Genomic DNA, 19,133 nt, shown 5'->3' with positions numbered 1-19,133 from the left:
TTAATATGAAACAGACATTGTGCTTTCTATTTGCGTTATTACTTGCAGGTTGTAGCTCACTTCCTACAGAATTAGAATCATCTCAAGCGGCAGTGATTACTGAATACAGTGCTTTTTCAGCAGCTGCTGAACATAGCCGACCAAGCGAAGTACGTTTAGGTGGGGTTGTTGCTCGTATTGATAACTTAAAAACGACCACTCGCATTGAAGTGGTTAACCTACCTATTTCTTCTGCTGGAAAACCAGATATAGCTCAAGAGCCTAATGGCCGATTTGTGGTCTATTTTGATGGGTTTATCGATCCGGTGACTTATGCAAAAGGTCGATTAATTACGGTCTTAGGGCAATCAAATGGAATTGAAAAGGCCAATGTCGGTGATTTTCTTTACTCTTTTCCTGTTATAACGGGTACTGCTATTCATTTATGGCAAGTGCAAGAATACGTCGTGAGCAATGATTTCAATATGAGCTATATGCCGTGTACTGGCAGTCGATGTTTACATCAGCGCAGTATTGAAAGCCGACGTGGGAAAGTCGTACAGGAAGTAAAATAACCAGTATGAGTTTATTTCAACAATCAAGCATTGACCTTCACCATGGCACAGTAGCCGTGATGGAAATTAAACCAAAAGAGATCCATCAAACGATATTATTTTTACATGGTTGGCAAGATAATGCGGCCACGTTTAAAACAACGATGGAAGCCTACACAAAGCAGCAGCTATTTCATCATTTAATTGCGATAGATTGGTTTGGTCACGGGTTATCAAGCCATAAAGGGGATGATAATTTTTATCACTTCTTTGACTATATTGACGATCTTCATCAGATAATACTTCAAACAAAATTAGAAAATGTAGTATTAGTTGGGCATTCACTAGGCGCTTTAATTGCGAGTGCTTATTGTGCTGTTTTTCCTGAAAAAGTGTCCGCACTTATGATGATTGAAGCATTAGGCCCATTGAGTGAAGAAGAAGATAAGATCACTGAACGGTTACGCCAAGGGATCCTAAGTCGCCAACGCTATCGGAATAAGCCTCAACGAACATTAAAAGATAAGCAAGCGGCGATTGAGTTGCGATCAAAAGTGAATCAATTGCCTGAGTTACTAATAGAACCAATGGTCACTCGTTCATTAACAACATCATCTGAACATGTGCAATGGACAACTGATGCGAAAGTGAAATGTGATTCTCTCTATCGAATGAGTGAAGCTCATGCTTTATCGTTACTTTCGAAGATTGAATGCCCAGTTGTTGCTGTTATTGGCAGTGAAGGTTATGGGCATTTAAAGCAGAAAACCCATCGATATCGTCATATTTCCAATTTTGAATGTTTTAAAATAGAGGGTGGTCACCACTGCCATTTAGAGCACCCAGATCAAGTGAGCTATTATATTGGTGTTCTGGTTAACAAAATAACCACATAACTGCTTCACATATTTAAAAAAAAGCCATGTTTATGGTCAAATAAGCAACGAATAAATAATTGATAATAAAAATAGTTGACTATAATTGTAGAGTAAATAGTCTACTCATCAAAAGTGATACTGATCACTGTTATTGAGTTATTGCTAAAAGAGCAATGAATCGTATATAGAATAGGAGAAAAGCGTGGATAAAGTTTGGCTTTCACGTTACCCAGAAGACGTACCAGCAGAAATAAACCCAGACCAATACAGTTCATTGGTTGATATGTTTGAGCAATCGGTTCATAAATATGCCGATCAGCCTGCATTTATCAATATGGGTTCAGTAATGACATTTCGTAAGTTAGAAGAGCGCAGTCGTGCTTTCGCTGCTTACTTACAAAATGAACTTAAACTGAAAAAAGGCGACCGAGTTGCTTTAATGATGCCGAACTTATTGCAATATCCTATTGCGTTGTTTGGTGTATTACGTGCAGGTATGGTAGCGGTAAACGTTAATCCACTTTATACACCACGTGAATTAGAGCATCAGTTGAATGATTCTGGTGCGGCGGCAATCGTGATTGTTTCAAACTTTGCTAGTACGCTAGAAGAAGTGGTAGATAATACGCCAGTTAAACACGTGATCTTAACGAATCTAGGTGAGCAATTACCTCGTGCGAAAGGCACTATTGTAAACTTCGTTGTTAAGTACGTGAAGAAAATGGTACCAAAGTACGATCTTCCTCATGCGACTTCTATGCGTAATGCATTGCGTAAAGGCCGTAGAATGCAATATATCAAGCCATTTATTGATAGTCAGGACTTAGCCTTCCTACAATACACTGGCGGCACTACGGGCGTAGCAAAAGGCGCAATGCTGACTCATCGTAATATGATTGCTAACGTAATGCAGGCAAAAGGGGCTTACGGTCCTGTGTTGACAGAAGGTCGAGAGCTTATTGTTACCGCATTGCCTCTGTATCATGTCTTTGCATTAACCGTAAACTGCTTACTATTTGTTGAAATGGGTGGTCGCAACTTACTTATTACTAACCCTCGTGATATTCCTGGTTTTATTAAAGAACTACAGAAGTATCCATTTACGGCAATTACAGGAGTGAACACACTCTTTAATGCGTTAGTAAACAATGAAGATTTCCATGAGTTAGATTTTAGCAATCTTCGCTTATCTGTTGGCGGTGGTATGGCTGTGCAGCGTGCAGTTGCTGAAAAATGGCAGCAACATACAGGTTGTTACTTACTCGAAGGCTATGGCTTAACAGAGTGTTCTCCATTGGTTGCAGCTTATCCACATAACCTAACCTCATACAATGGGTCTATTGGTTTACCTGTCCCATCAACTGAAGTTCGTATGGTTGATGAAGAGGGCAATGTCGTTGCTAATGATCAAATTGGTGAGCTTCAAGTCCGTGGTCCTCAAGTGATGAAAGGCTATTGGAACCGTGCTGAAGCAACGAAAGATATGATCACTGATGATGGTTGGGTAAGCACTGGTGATATCGTTAAATTTGATGATGAAGGCTTCCTACACATTGTTGACCGTAAAAAAGACATGATCTTAGTTTCAGGTTTTAACGTGTATCCAAATGAGATTGAAGATGTAGTTGCGCTTCATGGGAAAGTGTTAGAAGTTGCAGCTGTTGGTAAACCTCATCCAACATCGGGTGAAGTGGTTCGTATTTGTGTTGTTAAGCGCGATCCTAGCCTTACTAAAGATGAACTTATTGCTCACTGCCGCAAGCATTTAACTGGTTATAAAATCCCACGTATTGTTGAGTTTAGAGACGATCTTCCAAAAACAAACGTAGGTAAAATTTTGCGTCGTGAACTGCGAGATGAATATAAAGCAGAAGAAAACGCGTAATTTGGTTACAATGTAAAAACACGATAATGCCAGCTTAATCGCTGGCATTATTTTTATAATAAATATAAATAATAGAGACAAGATAGCTTAGTTTTTATTGAGGTTAAGCTATCTTGCCTTACCGATTTTTTAAGGAAGAACTGTGGAATTTGAAATCGTTAAACAGAGTCAACGTTTAGCTGAGATCTGTCAGCAAGCAAGTCATAAACCATTTCTAATGTTAGATACTGAATTTGTACGCACAAGAACGTTATATGCACGTTTAGGTTTGATTCAAATGTTTGATGGTGAAACGTTAGCATTGGTTGATCCGGTTGAAATAGATGATTTAACTCCGCTTTGGGATTTATTAAAAAATGAATCAGTCACTAAGGTACTTCATGCTTGTGGTGAAGATTTAGAAGTGTTCCAACACTACGCAGGTTGTATGCCTACGCCGATGATAGACACTCAAATTATGGCTGCATTCTTGGGTTATGGTTTATCCACGGGCTTTGCGAAATTGGTGTCGGATTATTTAGGTGTAGATCTAGATAAAGGTGAGGCTCGAACAGATTGGATGGCGCGTCCATTGTCTGAAAAACAGCTTAACTATGCCGCAGCAGATGTGCATTACTTACTGCCTATGTTTGAAAAGCTAAAAGCAGAATTAGCAGAAACACAGTGGGAAGCAGCAGCCTATGAAGAATCTGAATTAGCGGTAAAAAAACGTGAAAAGCAGCCAGATGCTGAGAAAGCGTATTTAGATATTAAAAATGCATGGCAATTAAACCCTAAGCAATTAGCAATATTGAAAATGGCCGCGAAATGGCGTTTAGAAGAAGCTAGAAAGCGTGATTTAGCGGTTAACTTTGTTGTTCATGAATTAAGTTTATGGAAGTTAGCGCGTTTTGGTTTGCGCAGCAAAGAGCAAATGCTAAAAGAGGGTTTTGACCCAAGAGAAGTTCAACGTCATGGTGGTAAGCTGTTACGCTTTACTTATTTAGCGGATGATTTAGATCCAGCAGAATACCCAAAAGAGATCTCTCGATTAATGGATTACCCAGGCTATAAGCAGATTTTTAAGCTGTTGAAAGATGAAGTGAAATTAGCTTCAGATCAGTCTGGATTAATGCCTGAATTTCTGTCGTCTAAAAAGCAGTTAAATCAGTTACTTTCTTGGAAGTGGAAGAAAAATTCTGCGCCAGAATTCAAACCGGAAACATTAAACGGTTGGCGTGGTGACTTATTAGAAGCTCGATTTATGTCTGTGCTTGAAAAGTAATATCAATGTAATTAATTAGGTAATTACTGGAATTGGTATTATTGCTTGCTTACTAAAAAGGTGACTATTAATAGTCACCTTTTTTAATATTATAAGCGCAGTGTTTAACCTAAAGATTAATGGTCGTCTTCTGGAAGCGTCACGTTTAGTTCTAAAACTGATAGGTCTTCTTCTTTTTGTTCAAGAGACACGGTTACCATTTCAGGACTTACGTTTACATATTTACTGATCACTTTAAGAATATCTTCTTTTAGCTGTGGTAAATATGAAGGAGCAGGACCGCCATTGCGACGTTCTGCAACGATGATCTGTAGCCTTTCCTTAGCTATGTTAGCAGTGGCTTTTTTCTGTGGTCTAAAAAACTCAAGCAATGCCATGCTTAACCTCCAAATAGTCGTTTAAAGATACCTTTCTTCTCTTCTTCTAAGAAGCGGAATGAAACTTCCTTGCCTAACAGACGGTCTACTGCATCTTGGTATGCAGAGCCTGCGTTTGATTCTTCGTCAAAAATTACTGGAACACCTTTGTTAGATGCATTTAGTACTGATTGACTCTCTGGAATAACTCCCAATAGTGGAATATTCAAGATTTCTTCAACATCTTCTACGCTTAACATTTCGCCTTGATTTACACGAGCAGGGCAATAACGAGTAAGTAGTAAATGTTGCTTAACTGGTTCTAATGACTCTTCTGAACGACGTGATTTAGAATCTAAAATCCCTAGAATTCGGTCTGAATCTCGAACTGAAGAAACTTCAGGGTTCGTCGTAATAATTGCCTCATCAGCAAAGTATAGTGCCATTAATGCACCAGCTTCAATACCCGCAGGAGAGTCACAAATAATGAAGTCAAAATTCATTTCAATAAGGTCATCAAGAACTCGGCGTACACCTTCTTTGGTTAGTGCGTCTTTATCGCGAGTTTGAGAAGCCGGTAGGATAAACAAGTTACCTACGCGCTTATCTTTGATTAGTGCTTGATTTAGAGTAGCTTCGCCATTAATCACGTTTACAAAATCGTAAACTACACGACGCTCACAACCCATGATTAAATCAAGGTTACGTAAGCCTATATCAAAATCGATAACTGCTGTTTTCTTGCCAGCCAGCGCAAGACCTGATGCAATAGCAGAACTCGACGTAGTTTTACCTACACCGCCCTTGCCAGAAGTCACAACGACAATACGTGCCATTTTTATTATTCCTTTTATGTTGTGCTATAACGTTAGGGTATCGATCTGAATACGGTCTTCAACCATAGTGATCATGACATTTTGATGCCAATACTCTTTGTCAATTTGGTCGCTTAACCAATAATTACCCGCAATGGAAATCAGTTCAGCTTGTAAATTCTTACAGAAAACTTTTGCTTCTGTTTGGCCACTCGCACCAGCAATTGCTCTGCCTCGCAAGGTTCCATGTATATGTATACTGCCATCAGCAATGACCTCAGCGCCTGGGCTTACGTGATTTAATATCACAAGGTCGGCATCTTTTGCATACACTTGCTGACCAGAACGAATAGGGGTTCTAACCACTTTCGTTGGTTGCATATTGGCTTTTTGTGTTACTTGTTGAGGTGTAAATGAGGTCATAACAGCAAACCCTGCTGCAGTGGCCTGAGCTTGTTTTTCTTTATCTTTGCAGCCAGTGATCCCGACAGGGATCATACCAGTGCGTTCGACACCAGATTTTAGCTCAACAAAGTTAATTTCATTTGATACATTTTCAATGTTTACAACAACAGGCGCAGAAGCAAAAAAAGAAGGCGCTTTTGCCACTTTTTCTTCAAGCATAGCTAATGCCTGATGTACGTCATCATTAGGTAAATGTAATACTGAAAGGGTGAAATTACTGCCCTTTAAATCGGCTGTTTTTGTCATACTATTCTGTATCTTGATAAATTTAATACCACAAATCTGATACCATGTTATAGTCAGTTTGACTGCACAGCAAGTTATCTTCTTGTCTTAAGTGTACTTTTTAGTAAGGCTCTCATCAAATAGACATTGTTTACATGTTAGAAGTTGAGAGCAAGATCAACCCTTTTCAAAATAGGTTATAAAATGTTCTGTTCAGTTTATAAAAGTACCAAAAAACAAGGTGCTTATCTTTATATAGAGAAAAAAGATGACTTTACACCAGTTCCTAAAGAACTGATGGCGATGTTTGGAACGCCAACCATGGTAATGGTAGTAAACTTAGCAGGAAGAACGCTAGCTTCAGTTGATGTAGAAACAGTAAAGACATCAATTAAAAATGAAGGTTTCTTTTTACAACTTCCGCCACCACCAGAAAATTTGCTTGAAAAATATAAAAAAGATAAAGCAGCAAGAAAAGAGAGTGAATAATGAAGAAAAAATTACTGCTAGGGATAGTCAGTCTGCTCATGGCAACATCTGTTACAGCAAATACTCCTGAAGGGGAATTTCAGGACTATATTGTAGAGTTAAAAAATGAAGCGAGAGAGATAGGTATTTCAGAACCTATTCTTGAGCGTGCATTTAAAGATATTGCCTTTAAAGAAAAAGCGGTCAAATCAGATCGTAACCAGCCAGAAAAAAAATTAACGCTAGATGAGTATATTCCACGCGCAGTGCCGAAATGGAAAATCAAACAAGCAAACGATTTATACCAAAAACACTATAAAGAGCTGAACCGTATTGGAAATGAATATGGCGTTCAACCTCGTTTTATTGTTGCGTTATGGGGCGTTGAAAGTAATTTTGGTAAGCTGACTGGTGGTTATAATGTGATTGAAGCATTGACGACGTTAGCTTATGACGGCCGTCGTGAAGAATTCTTCAAAAAACAAACCATGGCTGCATTAACCATTTTACAGCAAGGTCACATTACTCCAGAAAACATGAAAGGTTCATGGGCAGGGGCGATGGGACAATGTCAGTTCATGCCAACGTCATTCTTAGCTTATGCCGTTGATGGCAATGGTGATGGTCGTAAAGATATTTGGACCACTCACGCGGATGTATTCGCATCAGCAGCAAACTACTTAAAGCAAGTGGGTTGGGACGATACTTATACGTGGGGACGTCAAGTACAATTACCTGAATCATTAGATGCTGAAAGCCTAAAAGGGCTATCTGAAGAAAAAGGTAAGTCATTAGCTCAATGGCAAGACCTTGGTGTTCGTCGTTTAACGGGCAAAGCGTTACCTGACGTCGATATCGAAGCGTGGTTAGTGCAACCCGATGATAACGATGGTCGTGCGTATCTGGTTTACAATAATTACCAAGTTTTAATGGACTGGAACCGTTCGCATTACTTTGCGTTAGCGGTGAGTCACTTAGCTGATTCGATTAAGTAATAGAGCAGGGTTCAGATCGCTTCGCTCAAAGGATTCAGGGGAGTTTGTTGTGAGTTTATCACTTACAACGAGCCCCCTGAAACCTGAAAGGGAGCTGGCGACCGACCTAGTCCCTGCTCTTACTTTCTCTTAAATATCCAACGGCTTTCCTTTCAACAACCTTCTCACCCATAATCTTCCTGGGTGCAATCCTTCAAGTACCGAATTTGGTAGCGGAATTGGATCTCCCATGATCTGTGATGCTAAGGTTTCTGCCAATAGTGGCGCAGAGCTTAATCCCCTTGAACCTAATGTCAGCATACAGAATAAACCTTCATAGACAGGTATATCTTTCGCTTCACGTAACCAGTGGCGTTTTTTATAGATATATTTGTACTCTTCTTGCATATCTTCAAAGCGAACCACATTGCCAAGAAATGGCAGATGATCACGACTGGCGCAGCGAATGCCGACACGAGCGTGATTGTCAGACGTATCTGCCTCTTTCACCCAAGCTTCATTAGGAATACATTTCTGTAATCGTTCACCATTTTCTATTTGATCTGATTCTTTAAACGCTAAATCTAAATCACGGCGATCGTAACTTGCGCCAATACAATGGCTTTGATTCTTGGTATTTTCAGGGGTTAAATAACCGTCATAACACAACACTGTTTTCAGTTTTTTTAGTGATTCCGTGGTAGGAATATGACTCACTTGGCCTCGAACCGGTGTTGCTGGAATATCTTTGGTCTGTTCGAAATCAGTAAATTTATGGCCATTAGCAACCACAACGGCTTGATGTCGATTTATTTTTTCACCAAGAATAACGTTCCATTGCTTATCGTCAGTTTGAGTTAATTGCGTCACTTCAGCGTTATTATGCAACGTAAATAGTGGGTTTTCTGATAAATGAGTAAAGATCCCACGAGTTAACTGTTTTGGACATAACCAGCCCCCAAGAGGGTAATGAACGCTCTCCATATTGATTGGTAGGCCAACATGGTGGTTTGTTTCTTCTTTGCTAAATGCGGTGACGAGTTCATTGGGAAACTGAGCGGTTAGCATTTTATTTAATTTATTTTCTGATTTATCATCCCATTTGAGTTGGGTTACGCCGCACCAATCGTGATCAAATTCCACGTCTTTGGCTGCTTGGTCGATGAACTGACGAGCAAAAATAAAGCCGGGAGCAAAGAATCGTGACAGTGAGTTAAACTTCTCATTCAGTAGAGGATATACAGCGCCTTGCTGATTACCAGAAGCGCCTTGTGCGGCTTTATCATCTTTACAGTAAACAGTGACATTTACACCGCGACGAAGCAGTGTTGTCGCCAATGATGCACTGGCAACACCTCCACCAATAATAGCCACATCTGTGATATTTTCTGGTGTCGAGCGTGCATACCAAACCGCATGATTCGCCTTGGTTTTACGTTCCGTTAATGTACCAGCGATCATGTCTCTTTTATGAGCGAAACCTTTGACTTTTTTCATATCAAAGCCTGCTTCAATCAAGCCTCGACGAACAAAACCTGCTGCTGTGAAAGTAGCGCAAGTACAGCCTTTTTTAGCAAGGCTGGCCATATTATTAAATAGATTTTGATTCCACATTTCAGGGTTTTTACTTGGTGCAAAACCATCTAAAAACCAAGCGTCGATAACTCCTGAATCATCCATCCAAATTTGTGGCATACAGTCTTTGATATCACCGAACCAAAGGTCGAGTGTTATCATGCCATCTTCTAATACCAGTCGGTGACAATCTGGAACGGCAGCAGGATAATGTTCTTGCAGTTGCTCAGCTAGCTCTGCTAATTCAGGCCATGCTTGGTGGGCCTTAATGAGATCGGCCTTAGTGACAGGGAATTTTTCAAAACTAACAAAATGAAGCTCTTTAAGTGCAGCATCTGGGTTTTGTTCTCTAAATGTTTTAAACCATTGCCACACAGCAAGGAAGTTTAACCCAGTACCAAATCCTGTTTCACCGATTACAAAACGACGTTGGTCATAATCTTGCCATCTTTGAGGCAGATGATTTTGCTGTAAGAAGACGTATCGTGTCTCTTCTAATCCATTATCATTAGAAAAATAGACATCATCAAAGTCATTTGAGACAGGAGTTCCAGACTCATTCCAATCAAGGATTGCATTAGTGATGCTGTTTTGTGGTAAAATGTGATTTCGTGACATAAATTAGAACCATTAAAGATAATCTACGTCGGATTTTAACGACTTATAGGAAAGCTGACCACTTTGTTGTGCTATCTTCGCTATTATCTACCAAGATTTATGACTTATTAGGAAAGAATCATGAAAAGAGCCGTAATTACAGGCATGGGCATTGTATCAAGTATCGGTAACAATGCAGAAGAAGTATTAGAGTCTCTGAAAGCTGGTAAATCAGGCATTAACTTCTCTGAGCAGTTCGCTGAAAAGGGTCTGCGCAGTAATGTTTGGGGCGATTTGAAAATGAACCCTGCTGACCACATCGATCGCAAAAAAATGCGTTTCATGGGTGATGCGGCTGCATTTGCTTACATCTCAATGGAGCAAGCAGTAGCAGATTCTGGCTTAACAGAAGATCAAGTTTCAAATGACCGCACAGGTATTGTTGCAGGTTCTGGTGGTGCATCATCACTAAACCAAGTAAATGCAGTGGATATCTTGCGTGAGAAAGGCGTTAAGCGTGTTGGTCCATACATGGTTCCACGTACAATGGCGTCAACGGTTTCTGCATGTCTTGCAACACCGTTTAAAATTCGTGGTGTTAACTACTCAATGAGTTCTGCATGTGCAACTTCTGCGCACTGTATTGGTCACGCGGTAGAGCTTATTCAACTTGGCAAACAAGACGTAATGTTTGCTGGTGGTGGTGAAGAGCTAGATTGGTCTCTAACGATGATGTTTGATGCGATGGGCGCACTATCATCAAAATACAATGACACACCAGAAAAAGCATCTCGTACTTACGATGCAGATCGTGACGGTTTCGTTATCTCTGGTGGCGGCGGTATGGTTGTTATCGAAGAACTTGAACATGCACTTGCTCGTGGCGCTAAAATTTACGGTGAAATCGTAGGTTACGGTGCAACATCTGATGGCTACGACATGGTAGCACCATCAGGCGAAGGCGCAGTTCGTTGTATGAAAATGGCAATGCAAAATGTAGACAGCGTAGATTACGTGAACACTCACGGTACATCTACACCTGTTGGTGATGCAAAAGAGCTAGGCGCTATCCAAGAAGTATTTGGTGCGAACAGCCCTGCAATCTCTGCAACTAAAGCAATGACTGGTCACGCACTAGGTGCAGCCGGTGTTCATGAGGCTATCTACTCAACGCTAATGCTAGATCACGGTTTTATCGCGCCAAGTATCAACGTTGAAACACTAGATCCAGCAGCTGAAGGTCTTGATATCGTTACTGAAAAACGCGATCAAAAACTAACAACAGTTATGTCTAACAGCTTTGGTTTTGGTGGTACAAACGCAACGCTAGTAATTAAGAAATACGAAGCGTAATCGCGTAACCACTAAAAAAAGATAGTAAAACCCAGTCACTTAAATTGGCTGGGTTTTTTTATGCCTGTTTTCTATCACGGAAGTGTGTGATACCAATCGTAGTAAATAATTGATCATCCTAGCTGGTTAAAATGCTCGATAACTGCGTTCAATTTTTTGATTGTAGAATAGCTACTTATCAAAAAATCCGCCTTGTTCTCAAGCATTTTTCCTGCGCTATTTCTGAACACTTACTTACTGTGATTGGTATGATAAACTGAATTCATAAATCGAAAAGGATAACTGATTAAAAAATGAAAATATTGATTGATGAAAATATGCCTTATGCTGCTGAACTATTTAGTGAGCTAGGCGAAGTTGTTGCTAAATCAGGAAGAACACTAACAGCAGATGATTTAATTGATGTTGATGCATTAATGATTCGATCTGTAACCAAAGTGAATGCTGAGCTGATCTCAAAAGCCAATAAACTTAAGTTTGTAGGCACAGCAACAGCAGGTATGGACCATGTTGATCAAACTTTATTGAAAGAAAAAGGGATATTTTTCACGGCAGCTCCTGGTTGTAATAAAGTGGGTGTTGCTGAATACGTATTAAGTTGTGTCATGGTATTGGCTCAACAACACGGTTTTTCTATCTTTGATAAAACGTTTGGTATTGTGGGTGCAGGTCAAGTTGGTTCTTATTTAGCTAAATGTCTTGATGCGTTAGCTATTCCATACTTACTTAATGACCCAATCAAAGAGCAAGAAGGCGATCAACGCGCATTCGTGCCGCTAGAAGAATTGTTAGAAAAATCAGATGTTATTAGTTTCCATACGCCGATCACCCGCAATGGTGAATTTCCAACTCATCATCTGATGAATGAAAAAAGATTAACAGCGCTGCGTAATGACCAAATAGTGATCAATGCTGCGCGTGGTCCTGTGGTTGATAATCAAGCATTAAAACAACGCTTATTAAAACAAGATGGCTTTAAAGCGGTATTAGATGTGTTTGAGTTTGAGCCAGAAGTTGATATGGAATTATTGCCTTTACTCTCTTTCGCCACTCCTCATATTGCAGGGTATGGACTAGAAGGCAAAGCACGTGGAACAACCATGATCTTTAACTCTTATTGTGAGTTATTAAATCGTGAAGAACGAGCTGATCCTCAGGCTCTATTACCTATCGCGCCAATCCCTAATGTGACACTAAATCAGCAATGGGATCATTCAACACTGCACAATTTGATTCAGTTAGTCTATGATGTGCGAAAAGATGATGCCATATTCAGAACCGAAATCTCAACAGTTGGTGCATTTGACAAAATGCGCAAAGATTATTGGGATAGAAGAGAATACAGTGCAATCACAATCACAGGTGATAAAAACTGTGGTCTTACCCCGTTACAACAACTTGGATTTACAATCGAGGAAGTCTAATGACTCAAGAATTTGATGTTGCCATTCTTGGCGCAACTGGTGCCGTTGGCGAAACAATCATAGAAGTATTGCAAGAGCGTAAGTTTCCTGTTCGCAATTTATACCTTTTAGCTTCCGAGCGTAGTGAAGGTAAAACAGTTCGTTTTAATAATAAGACATTAACTGTTGAAAATGTAGAAGAGTTTGATTGGAGCCAAGTGCAAATAGGTCTATTTTCTGCGGGTGGTGAACTTTCAGCTAAATGGGCTCCAATTGCAGCAGAATCTGGTGTTGTTGTTATCGATAATACCTCGCACTTCCGTTACGATCAGGATATTCCATTAGTGATCCCAGAAGTAAATCCTGAGGCCCTTGCTGATTTTCGTAACCGCAATATCATTGCGAACCCTAACTGTTCAACGATTCAAATGTTAGTTGCGTTAAAACCAATTCATGATGCTGTAGGTATTGATCGTATTAACGTATCAACGTACCAGTCAGTGTCAGGTTCTGGTAAAGCGGGTATTGATGAATTAGCAGGTCAAACGGCTAAGCTATTAAATGGCTTACCAGCAGAGAACAAAGCATACGATAAGCAAATTGCATTTAACTGCCTACCTCACATTGATGAGTTCATGGACAATGGCTACACCAAAGAAGAAATGAAAATGGTGTGGGAAACGCAAAAAATCTTTGCAGATGAAAGCATCACAGTGAATGCAACGTGTGTGCGTGTCCCTGTTTTTTATGGCCATGCTGAATCGGTTCATATTGAAACTCGTGCTCCAATTGATGCAGCAGAAGCAACTCGTTTACTTGAAGAGACAGATGGAATTGAAGTATTCCACGGTAATGATTACCCAACACAAGTGAGTGATGCTACAGGTAAAGACCATGTAATGGTTGCTCGTATTCGTGAGGATATTAGTCACTCAATGGGGCTAAATATGTGGGTTGTTGCAGATAATGTACGTAAGGGTGCTGCAACCAACGCAGTACAAATCGCAGAAGTATTAATTCGCGATTATTATTAATAGATAATATATATGCAGAATTGCTTATAACAAATACGCATATTAGCCATAAAAAAGAAAGCCTTAGTGAAAGCTAAGGCTTTTTTCTTCCATTAACTCCACAGTTTTTGCTAAATCGCTACAGTTTTTTTATTATTATCCGATATAGTTACATAGATATCATTTTTTCATTTATTTAAGAGGCATCTCTAGTGTCTGACGCATCCAACAAATTGTTAAAAACGCTAACTCCTTTGGCGCTATTCATTGCATCACAATGTTCCGTTGCAAACGCAGCAGGAACAATTCAAATTGTGGGGCCTGAGGGAAAGGATCAAACTGTCAGTTCGCAAGCTGTTGTTCAATCACAACCAGAGAGAGCCTCGACTACTGCTGTTGTGCAAAAAGCAAAAACACCGACAAAAATGTATGGCCCAACAAAAGAAGATGAAACTCTGTGGTCAATTGCAAGTCGTGTGAACCCATCAAATACGACCTCGGTACAGCAAACCTTAATTGCTATTTATCGCTTAAATCCACACGCCTTTGAAAATAATAATATTCATGGATTAGAGCCAAATAGCCGTTTGCGATTACCGACGTTAGAACAAGTTCGTCGTGAAAATACTGATGATGCTAAACAACTGCTTATTGCTCATAAAAATAAACAGAACGCGCAAAAATCAGTGAGTACCAAAACGACAAGTACAGTTGTATCAGAGCGTAAATCAACGCCAGCGTCAAAAGAAACAGCGTTATCTCCAAGTAAAGAAAAAGCATCGGTTGTTAATAAATCACCAGCTAAAGAGGTGAGTAAAGCTGTTGCTCCTGCTTCAGTTATTGAGCTGAAATCTGAATTAGATACCACAGAACAAGAATTTTCAGCATTACAAGAAAATAACCACCAACTGCGTGTTCGATTAGCAGAAGTTCAAAATGAAGTCGACAATCTAAAAAATTCATTAGGGGATGAAGACCGAATTCGTAATGAAGTCGAAAAATTCATTAATGAACAGAAACAACTTGCGGCTGCTGAGAAAAAAGCAGAACCAAGTGCAATGGATAATTTAGCATCAAGCCCAGGTCTAATCGCATTACTTGCTTTAATTCCAGGCGCCTTAATTGCAGGCTTAATTGCATTCTTCTTATTCCGTCGTAAGAAAGAGGAAGAGGAAGACGCAGAAAATACGTCAGAAACTCAGCCTTCACCGCTAGTTATGCCAGATAATAATTTCAATATGGATGATGACATTCCAGAAATTAGTTTAGATGACGATGATGACCTTTTAGGTGATCTAAATGATGACGAATTCTTATTTGGTGACGATAATTCAGATTCAAATGATGATTTATTCGCTGAGTTTGAAACCGAAAATAACAGTTCAGATAATGATGACCCATTTGCTTCATTAGACGGTGAAGAAAACGATGATTTAGATTTAATGTTGTCTGATGGAGATCTTGATTTAGACCTTGATGGTTTAGATGATGACATTGATATGTCCTCAAGTGCACTAACCGTTGATGCGGAAGAAAAAGCACTAGGTCTTGAGGAGATGGAAAAAGCACTGAATGATTTCGACAGTGATTTATTCTCAGCAAGCGATTTAGAAGAAGAAGATGACGACTTTGATCTATCACTTATTGATGATTCAGATCTATCAGCGTTAGATAAATCAGCGCCAGAACTTGATGATAACGAAGATCTTGAAGGTGGAGAACTTGATCAATCAATGCTAGATGATCTGTTCTCATCAATGGATATGGAAGATGACTCAGAAGAGTCTGAGCTAGACCAAGGTTGGGATCTGGACGAAAAAGAAGAAACCAAACTTGCTCCAGAGCCGGTTTCAAATTCAGTAGAAGATGAATTGGACTTTGATGCTTTATTATCAGAGATGGAAAATACAAATGAAACGACTGAAGGTTCTAATAAAGAAGAGAGTATCGAACTAGATAATGATGATGCTTTATTTGGAGAGCTTGATGAAGAGGATATTGATTTAGAATCTGATAAAGAGAGTACAGCGTTACTAGATGAGTTGCTTAATGAATCTGATGATGAAGAGAGTATTGATTTAGATATCGAAGATGACAATACGGCGCTACTTGATGAGTTATTGGGCGAGTCTGATGATGAAGAAGAGAGCATTGACTTAGATATCGAAGATGACAGTACGGCATTACTTGATGAATTACTTGGTGATGACGAAGAGCTGAGTGAAGAAGACGACAGTGTAGAAATCGATGAAGATAGCACAGCCCTTCTGGATGAGTTTTTAGATGATGAAGACGAAGACGATACAATTGAGCTAGATGAAGACAGCACCGTACTTTTAGATGAGTTACTTGGTGATGATGTTGAAGAGGAAGAAACTACTCCGGGAAAGCGTGGCGATGATACTGAAGTAGAAGGTGTAGCAGTATCAGAGGCACTTTCAGAAGACACACCTCGTGATGAAGATTGGTTAGTTGAAGCTGATGAAGACGAAGATGATGATATTTCATTATTTGAATCTGATACAGAAAAAGAAGATGCTTCATTTGAGCTTGATGATCTTCTTGAACCAGAAGTTGAATTAGAAACTGAACAAGATGATGCGTTGTCTGAACTTGAAGAGCCAGTAGTACTGGATACACCAAATACAGATGCGACAGAACAAGCTCAAGAACCAGAGTCAGAAACTAACGATGAGTTAGATGATCTGTTTGCTGAAACTGAAGAGCTAGATGTTGAAAATGATGAGCTTTTAGCTGAAGTAGAAGAGGAAGCAGAAGACGACATCTCATTTAAGCTTGATGATCTTCTTGAGCCAGAAGTTAAATTAGAAACTGAACAAGATGATACGTTGTCTGAACTTGAAGAGCTAGTAGAGCTGGATATACCAAGTACAGATGCGACAGAACAAGCTCAAGAGCCAGAGTCAGAAGCTGACGATGAGCTAGATGATCTGTTTGCTGAAACTGAAGAGCTAGGCATTGAAAATGATGAGCCTTTAGGAGAAGTAGAAGAGGAAACAGAAGATGAAATTTCGTTTGAGCTTGATGATCTTCTTGAACCTGAAGTTGAATTAGAAACTGAGCAAGATGATGCATTGTCTGAACTTGAAGAGCCAGTAGAGCTGGATATACCAAGTACAGATGCGACAGAACAAGCTCAAGAGCCAGAGTCAGAAGCTGACGATGAGCTAGATGATCTGTTTGCTGAAACTGAAGAGCTAGGCATTGAAAATGATGAGCCTTTAGGAGAAGTAGAAGAGGAAACAGAAGATGAAATTTCGTTTGAGCTTGATGATCTTCTTGAACCTGAACCTGAACCTGAACCTGAAGTTGAATCAGAAGCTGAACAAGATGATGTATTCTCTGAACTTGAAGAGCCAGTAGAACTGGATACATCAAGTACAGATGCGACAGAACAAGCTCAAGGGCCAGAGTTAGAGTCAGAAACTAACGATGAGTTAGATGATCTGTTTGCTGAAACTGAAGAGCTAGACGTTGAAAATGATGAGCCTTTAGATAAAGTAGAAGATGAAGACGACGAAAATGATTTTTCTTTAGATGACTTCTTAGAAAACAGTGCCGTTGATTTTTCACAACCAAGCAATGAAACTCAACTTGATGACAGTGACAGTGACTTTGAAGGACTATCAATAGAAGATGCATTGGCTGCTTTAGAAGATGAAGACAGTAACGATCTTGAAGAGTTTAATTCTGAATTAGATACTTCTGATGAAATTATTCACGCAGAGCCAAGAAATGAAGCAGCAGAAGATGAAGATAAATCAGAGCCAACAGCTTTTGATTTTCAATCACGAGTTTCTGATGAAGAAAAAGAAGCCTTAACTCATCTTGATAGTTCAGGTTTAGATCTTGATAGCATGCTAGATGATGGAGCGAGTGATTGGAGCGGATTCAATTTAGATAACGCATCAAATACAGAAGCAGAACTAGAAGATGAAGATTGGTCAGAGCAACCTAATGTTGAGAGTGATCCTCACGGTGAAGATCGTTTCTTAAGTATAGAAGCATTAATTGCAGAAACTGAAAATGGAGATAAATCAGACTTCGAAGAAGAAGATTTGAATTTAGATGTTGGGTTGGATGACTTCCCAGACATGCTAGGTAATGTAGGCTCTCATGATGTTGATGTAAATAGTGATGCTCAAAGCAAGCTTGATTTAGCTAAAGCTTATATTGAGATGTCTGATGACAAAGGCGCTTTAGAGCTTCTAGAAGAAGTATTGCGATGTGATGATCCAGCACTGAAAGTTGAAGCTGAAAAATTAATGCGACAAATTGATTAGTTTAGATTGGCAATAATCTTAAAAAGGCGGTAGCGGTGAGCTCCGCCTTTTTTTATAATGGCGTATTATTGAATAAAAAGAATCAAATATCATGCGAATAGCTTTATGTATCGAATATGATGGTGCCAGTTATCACGGTTGGCAGAGTCAAAAAGACGTAACGAGTGTCCAAGAAGAATTAGAAAAAGCCTTAATGATTGTTGCGAATGAACCTATTGAGGTTATGTGTGCAGGCCGAACTGATGCTGGAGTACACGGAACCGGTCAAGTCGTACATTTTGATACAAATAGCACCCGTAAATTACCAGTATGGATGGTAGGGGTAAACGCAAATTTACCAAAAAATATAGCGGTTCGTTGGGTTAAAGAAGTTACCGAAGATTTTCATGCTCGTTTTACCGCTACAGCACGACGTTACCGTTATATCATCTTTAATAACCGCCAACGTCCTGCCATTTTTAGTCATGGTGTTAGCCATTATCATGAAGCATTAGATGCTGATTTAATGCACCAAGCTGGGCAGTATTTATTGGGTGAAAACGACTTCACTTCGTTTCGAGCTGTTCGTTGTCAGTCACGTACCCCTTGGCGTAATCTAATCCACTTGAAAGTAACCCGTCATGGGGACTTTATCGTGATTGATATTAAAGCTAATGCCTTTGTTCATCATATGGTGCGTAATATTACTGGTAGCTTAATTGAAGTAGGCAGAGGTAAGCAAAAACCCGAATGGGTTCAATGGCTACTAGAAGCAAAAGACCGTAAATTAGCGGGACCAACAGCTAAAGCTGAAGGCTTATATCTTATTGATGTGGATTATCCAAAAGAATGGGATTTACCACGAGTGCCATTAGGTCCTCTATTTTTACCGGATAATTGATCTTTCAACGAGATTAAATATGTGTATTTAATCAGCAAAAAGTTGATATAGGTTCAATCTTGAAAATAGGTACAACCAGTTTTTTATCTACACTGGCTATTATTTATGGTTTAATCTATTTAATTGATTTTATTTCTCTTGCGAT

At 39.5% G+C, this 19,133-nt stretch carries 15 protein-coding genes; 11 read left to right on the top strand and 4 right to left on the bottom strand.

The genetic code is table 11. The annotated features are described in order from the left end of the window. Positions 1-5: 5 nt before the first annotated feature. The 4 genes from AC2INI_RS09235 to rnd all read left to right on the top strand — a co-directional run bounded on the left by AC2INI_RS09235 (position 6) and on the right by rnd (position 4,560). Positions 6-554 (top strand): Slp family lipoprotein, encoded by a 549-nt coding sequence (locus tag AC2INI_RS09235; RefSeq protein WP_486304673.1) that lies wholly within the window; start codon positions 6-8, stop codon positions 552-554. A gap of 5 nt (positions 555-559) precedes the next feature. After that, the gene (locus tag AC2INI_RS09230; RefSeq protein ID WP_486304672.1) at positions 560-1,429 is read left to right on the top strand and encodes an alpha/beta fold hydrolase; all 870 of its coding nucleotides are present in this window, start codon (positions 560-562) and stop codon (positions 1,427-1,429) included. 184 nt (positions 1,430-1,613) lie between these two features. Then, a complete protein-coding gene (fadD, locus tag AC2INI_RS09225) occupies positions 1,614-3,296 on the top strand; it encodes a long-chain-fatty-acid--CoA ligase FadD (RefSeq protein ID WP_122033867.1) in 1,683 nt (560 codons plus the stop codon). A 142-nt stretch (positions 3,297-3,438) separates the two neighbouring features. Further along, the gene (rnd, locus tag AC2INI_RS09220; RefSeq protein ID WP_122033866.1) at positions 3,439-4,560 is read left to right on the top strand and encodes a ribonuclease D; all 1,122 of its coding nucleotides are present in this window, start codon (positions 3,439-3,441) and stop codon (positions 4,558-4,560) included. Between the two features lie 116 nt (positions 4,561-4,676). Here rnd and minE read toward each other — a convergent pair whose 3' ends face one another. The 3 genes from minE to minC are packed head-to-tail and all read right to left on the bottom strand — an operon-like array spanning position 4,677 to position 6,442. After that, on the bottom strand, positions 4,677-4,937 hold the full coding sequence (gene minE, locus AC2INI_RS09215) for a cell division topological specificity factor MinE (protein ID WP_122033865.1): 261 nt from the start codon (positions 4,935-4,937) through the stop codon (positions 4,677-4,679). Positions 4,938-4,939: 2 nt separating this feature from the next. Further along, complete coding sequence (minD, locus tag AC2INI_RS09210; RefSeq protein ID WP_122033864.1) at positions 4,940-5,752, bottom strand: septum site-determining protein MinD; 813 nt, start codon at positions 5,750-5,752, stop codon at positions 4,940-4,942. A gap of 24 nt (positions 5,753-5,776) precedes the next feature. Then, a complete protein-coding gene (gene minC, locus AC2INI_RS09205) occupies positions 5,777-6,442 on the bottom strand; it encodes a septum site-determining protein MinC (protein WP_122033863.1) in 666 nt (221 codons plus the stop codon). A gap of 183 nt (positions 6,443-6,625) precedes the next feature. Between minC and AC2INI_RS09200 the strand changes: the two genes are divergently transcribed. Further along, positions 6,626-6,910 carry a YcgL domain-containing protein gene (locus AC2INI_RS09200; RefSeq protein WP_122033862.1) on the top strand — a complete coding sequence of 95 codons (285 nt, stop codon included), beginning with the start codon at positions 6,626-6,628 and terminating at the stop codon, positions 6,908-6,910. Beyond that, positions 6,910-7,884, top strand: coding sequence for a lytic murein transglycosylase (locus tag AC2INI_RS09195; RefSeq protein ID WP_486304671.1), 975 nt, complete (start codon positions 6,910-6,912; stop codon positions 7,882-7,884). Before AC2INI_RS09200 ends, AC2INI_RS09195 begins: the two co-directional genes overlap by 1 nt. Positions 7,885-8,013: 129 nt before the next feature. Here the strand turns inward: AC2INI_RS09195 and mnmC are convergent, their stop codons facing one another. After that, positions 8,014-10,056: a bifunctional tRNA (5-methylaminomethyl-2-thiouridine)(34)-methyltransferase MnmC2/FAD-dependent 5-carboxymethylaminomethyl-2-thiouridine(34) oxidoreductase MnmC1 gene (gene mnmC, locus AC2INI_RS09190; RefSeq protein ID WP_486304670.1), complete on the bottom strand. Its 2,043-nt coding sequence runs from the start codon at positions 10,054-10,056 to the stop codon at positions 8,014-8,016. Positions 10,057-10,176: 120 nt separating this feature from the next. Here mnmC and fabB point away from each other — a divergent pair, with 120 nt between their 5' ends. The 5 genes from fabB (at position 10,177) to truA (ending at position 18,988) form a co-directional block, all read left to right on the top strand. Beyond that, positions 10,177-11,388, top strand: coding sequence for a beta-ketoacyl-ACP synthase I (fabB, locus tag AC2INI_RS09185; RefSeq protein WP_486304669.1), 1,212 nt, complete (start codon positions 10,177-10,179; stop codon positions 11,386-11,388). Between the two features lie 293 nt (positions 11,389-11,681). Further along, positions 11,682-12,812 carry a 4-phosphoerythronate dehydrogenase gene (locus AC2INI_RS09180; protein ID WP_122033859.1) on the top strand — a complete coding sequence of 377 codons (1,131 nt, stop codon included), beginning with the start codon at positions 11,682-11,684 and terminating at the stop codon, positions 12,810-12,812. Beyond that, entirely contained in the window at positions 12,812-13,825 is a 1,014-nt protein-coding gene (locus AC2INI_RS09175) for an aspartate-semialdehyde dehydrogenase (protein ID WP_122033858.1), read from the top strand. The genes AC2INI_RS09180 and AC2INI_RS09175 overlap by 1 nt, the downstream gene beginning before the upstream one ends. A gap of 191 nt (positions 13,826-14,016) precedes the next feature. Next, complete coding sequence (locus AC2INI_RS09170) at positions 14,017-18,108, top strand: FimV/HubP family polar landmark protein (protein ID WP_486304668.1); 4,092 nt, start codon at positions 14,017-14,019, stop codon at positions 18,106-18,108. Positions 18,109-18,199: 91 nt separating this feature from the next. After that, positions 18,200-18,988, top strand: a complete 789-nt coding sequence (gene truA / locus AC2INI_RS09165; protein WP_122033182.1) for a tRNA pseudouridine(38-40) synthase TruA — start codon at positions 18,200-18,202, stop codon at positions 18,986-18,988. Positions 18,989-19,133 lie beyond the last annotated feature (145 nt).

Source organism: Aliivibrio friggae (assembly GCF_057368515.1).
Note: the sequence above shows the minus strand (reverse complement) of the source record. Positions and strands in the feature narration are given on the sequence as shown.

Coding starts and splice junctions, on each gene's coding strand:
- AC2INI_RS09235 (WP_486304673.1), top strand. CDS start 6: ATGAAACAGACATTGTGCTTTCTATTTGCGTTATTACTTGCAGGTTGT.
- AC2INI_RS09230 (WP_486304672.1), top strand. CDS start 560: ATGAGTTTATTTCAACAATCAAGCATTGACCTTCACCATGGCACAGTA.
- minE (WP_122033865.1), bottom strand. CDS start 4,937: ATGGCATTGCTTGAGTTTTTTAGACCACAGAAAAAAGCCACTGCTAAC.
- minD (WP_122033864.1), bottom strand. CDS start 5,752: ATGGCACGTATTGTCGTTGTGACTTCTGGCAAGGGCGGTGTAGGTAAA.
- minC (WP_122033863.1), bottom strand. CDS start 6,442: ATGACAAAAACAGCCGATTTAAAGGGCAGTAATTTCACCCTTTCAGTA.
- AC2INI_RS09200 (WP_122033862.1), top strand. CDS start 6,626: ATGTTCTGTTCAGTTTATAAAAGTACCAAAAAACAAGGTGCTTATCTT.
- AC2INI_RS09195 (WP_486304671.1), top strand. CDS start 6,910: ATGAAGAAAAAATTACTGCTAGGGATAGTCAGTCTGCTCATGGCAACA.
- mnmC (WP_486304670.1), bottom strand. CDS start 10,056: ATGTCACGAAATCACATTTTACCACAAAACAGCATCACTAATGCAATC.
- fabB (WP_486304669.1), top strand. CDS start 10,177: ATGAAAAGAGCCGTAATTACAGGCATGGGCATTGTATCAAGTATCGGT.
- AC2INI_RS09180 (WP_122033859.1), top strand. CDS start 11,682: ATGAAAATATTGATTGATGAAAATATGCCTTATGCTGCTGAACTATTT.
- AC2INI_RS09175 (WP_122033858.1), top strand. CDS start 12,812: ATGACTCAAGAATTTGATGTTGCCATTCTTGGCGCAACTGGTGCCGTT.
- truA (WP_122033182.1), top strand. CDS start 18,200: ATGCGAATAGCTTTATGTATCGAATATGATGGTGCCAGTTATCACGGT.